The sequence below is a fragment of the Mesorhizobium sp. P5_C1 genome (genome assembly GCF_054049815.1).
Map to the genome: position 1 here is coordinate 1 of NZ_JBFULQ010000527.1, position 3,752 is coordinate 3,752.

The following is a 3,752-nucleotide window of genomic DNA, read 5'->3' on the forward strand; positions in this document are numbered from 1 at the left end:
CCCTCCCTTGCCCTGGGCAGCGGCGACCATGCTGGCAAACGCCGCACTCTTGCGCTCGCAGGCGCTGCCTGCCGAGCAACTGGTGATTGCCTGGTAGACGGGCGCCCAACGAGCCGAGACGGGGAAATTGCGCATGGACAAGGCGACCGATCCGAATACGCCGGGAATAATCGATGCCGTCTGCACCGGATCTATCCCGGCATCAGCTCGCGCCGTTGACGAACCATCCCCTCGATCAGCAAATGCCGGGCCGTAGCTGCCCAAAACCATGCTGATCCGGTAAGGAGCCACAGGCTGCCACGGCTGCGGCCTTGCCAGCGAAACACCGCCGAGACAGGGCGGCGTCAGGACCCGTTCCAGAGGCGTGCCGGTAGCGGCAGCCTCCCCGGAAACGGCATTTGCGAACGATGGTCCTGCCAGGCCAACAAGGCCGATTGCCAGCAGGAGCACCTTGAGCCTGGTTTTTCCCAGGACTGATTTTTCTTTTTTCATAACGCCCACCTTTGACTGTGGACGCTACCAATCTTGTCTCAAATTATTGGAAAGGAAGGTGGATAACTTTACGGCAAGTGGCTTTGTCTATTTTATCTAAAATTTTATTCGATTTTATACTCCCATTTACCGAGAGACCGTGTCGAACCTCCACCGAGCGCGCTACGCAGAAGCCGGCATATATCAGGTTATATGTTCGAGGTTTACCAACGTGTAAAAAATGCTGGGGCAAGCATATCGGAGTATATGAAACAGATTGCGGGGTTGTTGCAAAGCAGAAGTGGCCAATGTCTCTTGCCGGGAAATGTCGGAGGGGTTTCAGCAATGATCACCAATAATGAGTTGGACAGTTCTTCGGGTTCCTTGAACGAGCATTCCGCGTCCAGCGAACACAATGGTCAGGCATCGCCGGGAGAGATCCTGGTCGCACAAGCAACTTCGACCCAGCAGCCCGCGCCGGCAGCGGCCGAACCGGTGCCGGTCGATGTTGGTGGCGGAGCACCTGTCAAGCCGGAAGCGCCGGCGACAGCGAACGCACCCGCAGCGGCGGCACCCCATGAATATGTGGCTGACGCCAGCAACATCGTGAAACTTCCGTCCAACGTTTCCATCGACAACATCAAGGTCGACGGCCACAACCTTGTGCTCGAGCAGGCCGACGGCTCGGTGATCGTGATCAAGGACGGCGCCTTGAACGTGCCGACCTTCGTCATCGGCGACGTCGAGGTGCCGCGCGTTGCGTTGCTGGCCGCGCTCGAGGCAAGCCATGTCGACGTTGCCTTCGGCGCCGACGGTTCCATGTCGGCCGGCACGGGCGGTTCGCCACCCAGTGCAGGCGGGAATTTCGAAATCCCCCCCGGCGGCATCGGTGACGGGTTCGGCCTTTCGGCCTTGTTGCCCCCGACAGACTTGCAGTTCGGGTTGCTGGACCGGCGCGAGCTGACGATTGGCGTTGCGGAAAAGGAAGACTCCACCCCCTCGATCGATCTCATCGGCTCGGCAACAGTCAACGAGGCCGGCCTGCCGGCGCGTGGCGGCGAGCCCGCAGGCTCGGACGCGTCCGCGTCCTCGGAGACGACCTCGGGCAACATCGGCTTCACCTCGCCGGACGGTGTGTCGGTGGTCTCGCTCGGCGGCCATGTGTTGAGCGCGGTTGATCAAACCTTCACCGATGCGACGGGCTCGCTGACGGCGAGCTATGTCTTCGATGCGGCGACCGGCATCGGCACCATCCACTACACCTACACGCTTCTCGACAACACCGCTGGCAACGCCACCAATGTGAGCTTCCCGGTCGCGGTGACGGATGCAAATGGCAATCCGGCCCCGGCCGGCAATCTGGTCATCAATATCATCGATGACGCACCGACGGCAGTTGCCGATACCGACGCGGTGGCGGCGGGTTCGCACGCGCAGATTGGCGGCAATGTGATCAGCGGCGCCGGCAGCGACGGCAATGCTGCAGGCGCCGACACCAAGGGCGCCGATGACGCGAAGGTTGCGGGCGTTGCCGCCGGCGCGACCAATGCCGATCTGGACAGCGGCATCACGCTGAACACGCCGATCCATGGCGCCTATGGCACGCTGATGCTGCAGGCGGACGGCTCCTACACCTATGTGCGCGATGCCGGCACGCCTGGCGGCGTCCACGACGTGTTCACCTATACGATCAAGGATGGCGACGGAGACCTTTCGCACACGACGTTGACGATCTCGATCGGCAATTCGACACCGACGATCGGCGACCTGACGCCGGCGGCCGGTGGCGGCGACGTCGTCGTCAACGAAAATGACCTGCTGGCCAACCGTGGATCCGGTGAGTCGGACGGCTCCGATACTGCCAAGGAAAGCACCACACAAGGCGGCACCTTCGCCATTTCGTCGCCCGACGGCATCGCCTCGCTGGCGATCGACGGCCACAATTTCATCACCAATGGCGTGTTCACGGCGGGCTCGTTCACGACGGCGCTGGGCAACACGCTGACGGTGACGGCCTACGACGCCGCGACCGGTCAGGTGAGCTACACCTACACGCTCCTCGACAATGAGGCGCATCCCGCCGTCCAGGGCACCAACAGCCTGTTCGAGAATTTCACCGTCACGCTCACCGACCAGGACGCGCAGAGCGTCAACGGCACGCTGTCGGTCAACATCGTCGACGATGTGCCGACGGCCACGACCGAGGCTTCGCAGAATGTTCTGGAAGGCGCGACCATCACCGGCACGCTGGACTTCGTCGCCGGCGCCGACGGCGCCACGGTGACGCATATTGGCGCCACCGCCCTGGTCTTCGGCGGCGACGGCTACTCGCAGGCGATCGACATCGGTGACGGCTTTATCAAGGTCAAGGCCGACGGCAGCTATTCATTCACGGCCAACAGTCCGGTCATTGGGGCCGGTGCGGCCTCGGCGACCTATACCGTGACGGACGGCGATGGCGACAAGGCGACGGCCGGCATCAGCTTTGCGGTGACCGACGCCAACCATCCGACGACCGGCACGGCGGCGGCCACGGTCGATGATGACGGGCTTGCCGGCGGCAATGCGGCAAGCACGGCGGGCGACATCGACGCCAATGCTGGCGAGGTTCCGCTCAGCGCCAGCGAAGCAACCTACAACGGCACGCTGGGCGGCAGCGTCGGCGGCGACGGCGCCGGTTCCAACGGCTTCTCGTTCGCGACGCTGGACGGCACCAGCGGGACGGTCGGCCAGGAGAACGTCACCTACAGCTGGAACGCCGCCAGCGACACGCTGACGGCGACGGGTCCACGCGGCGACCTGTTCACGGTGCATGTGACCGATCCGGCCACCGGCGCCTACACGGTGACGCTGCTCGACAACGTGCTCCAGGCACAGGGTCCGAACGACGAGAACAATGCGACGGTCAACCTCGGCTACGTGATCACCGACGCCGATGGCTCGACGGCGCCAGGCACGCTGACCATCACCTTCAACGATGATGCTCCGACGGTCGCGATGGCGGATGTGAAGCTGCCGTCGCTAAGCGTCGACGAGACGGATCTGACGACGAATGCGACGGCGAGCTTCGCCAGCGCCTTCACCTCGAGCTATGGCGCCGATGGCGCCGGCACGACCACCTATGCGCTGGGCTTCAATGCCGGCGCGACGGGGCTGGTCGACACGGCGAGCGGCCAGGCGGTGGTGCTGAGCCTCGAGGCTGGGCAGGTGGTCGGCCGTGCGGGCGTCGGCGGCGTGATCGTGTTCACGGTCAGCACCGATGCGTCGGGCAATGTGACGCT

The 3,752-nt window shown here is 63.7% G+C and carries 1 protein-coding gene and 1 pseudogene; one reads left to right on the plus strand and one right to left on the minus strand.

The window, feature by feature from the left end; all coding sequences use genetic code 11:
• A pseudogene (locus ACXJ7R_RS27205) lies at positions 1–492 on the minus strand (transglutaminase-like cysteine peptidase); the annotation flags it as partial.
• 363 nt (positions 493–855) lie between these two features.
• Here ACXJ7R_RS27205 and ACXJ7R_RS27210 point away from each other — a divergent pair.
• Positions 856–3,752 (plus strand): DUF5801 repeats-in-toxin domain-containing protein (locus ACXJ7R_RS27210; RefSeq protein ID WP_457154520.1); only part of this gene is annotated, 2,897 nt, incomplete at its 3' end.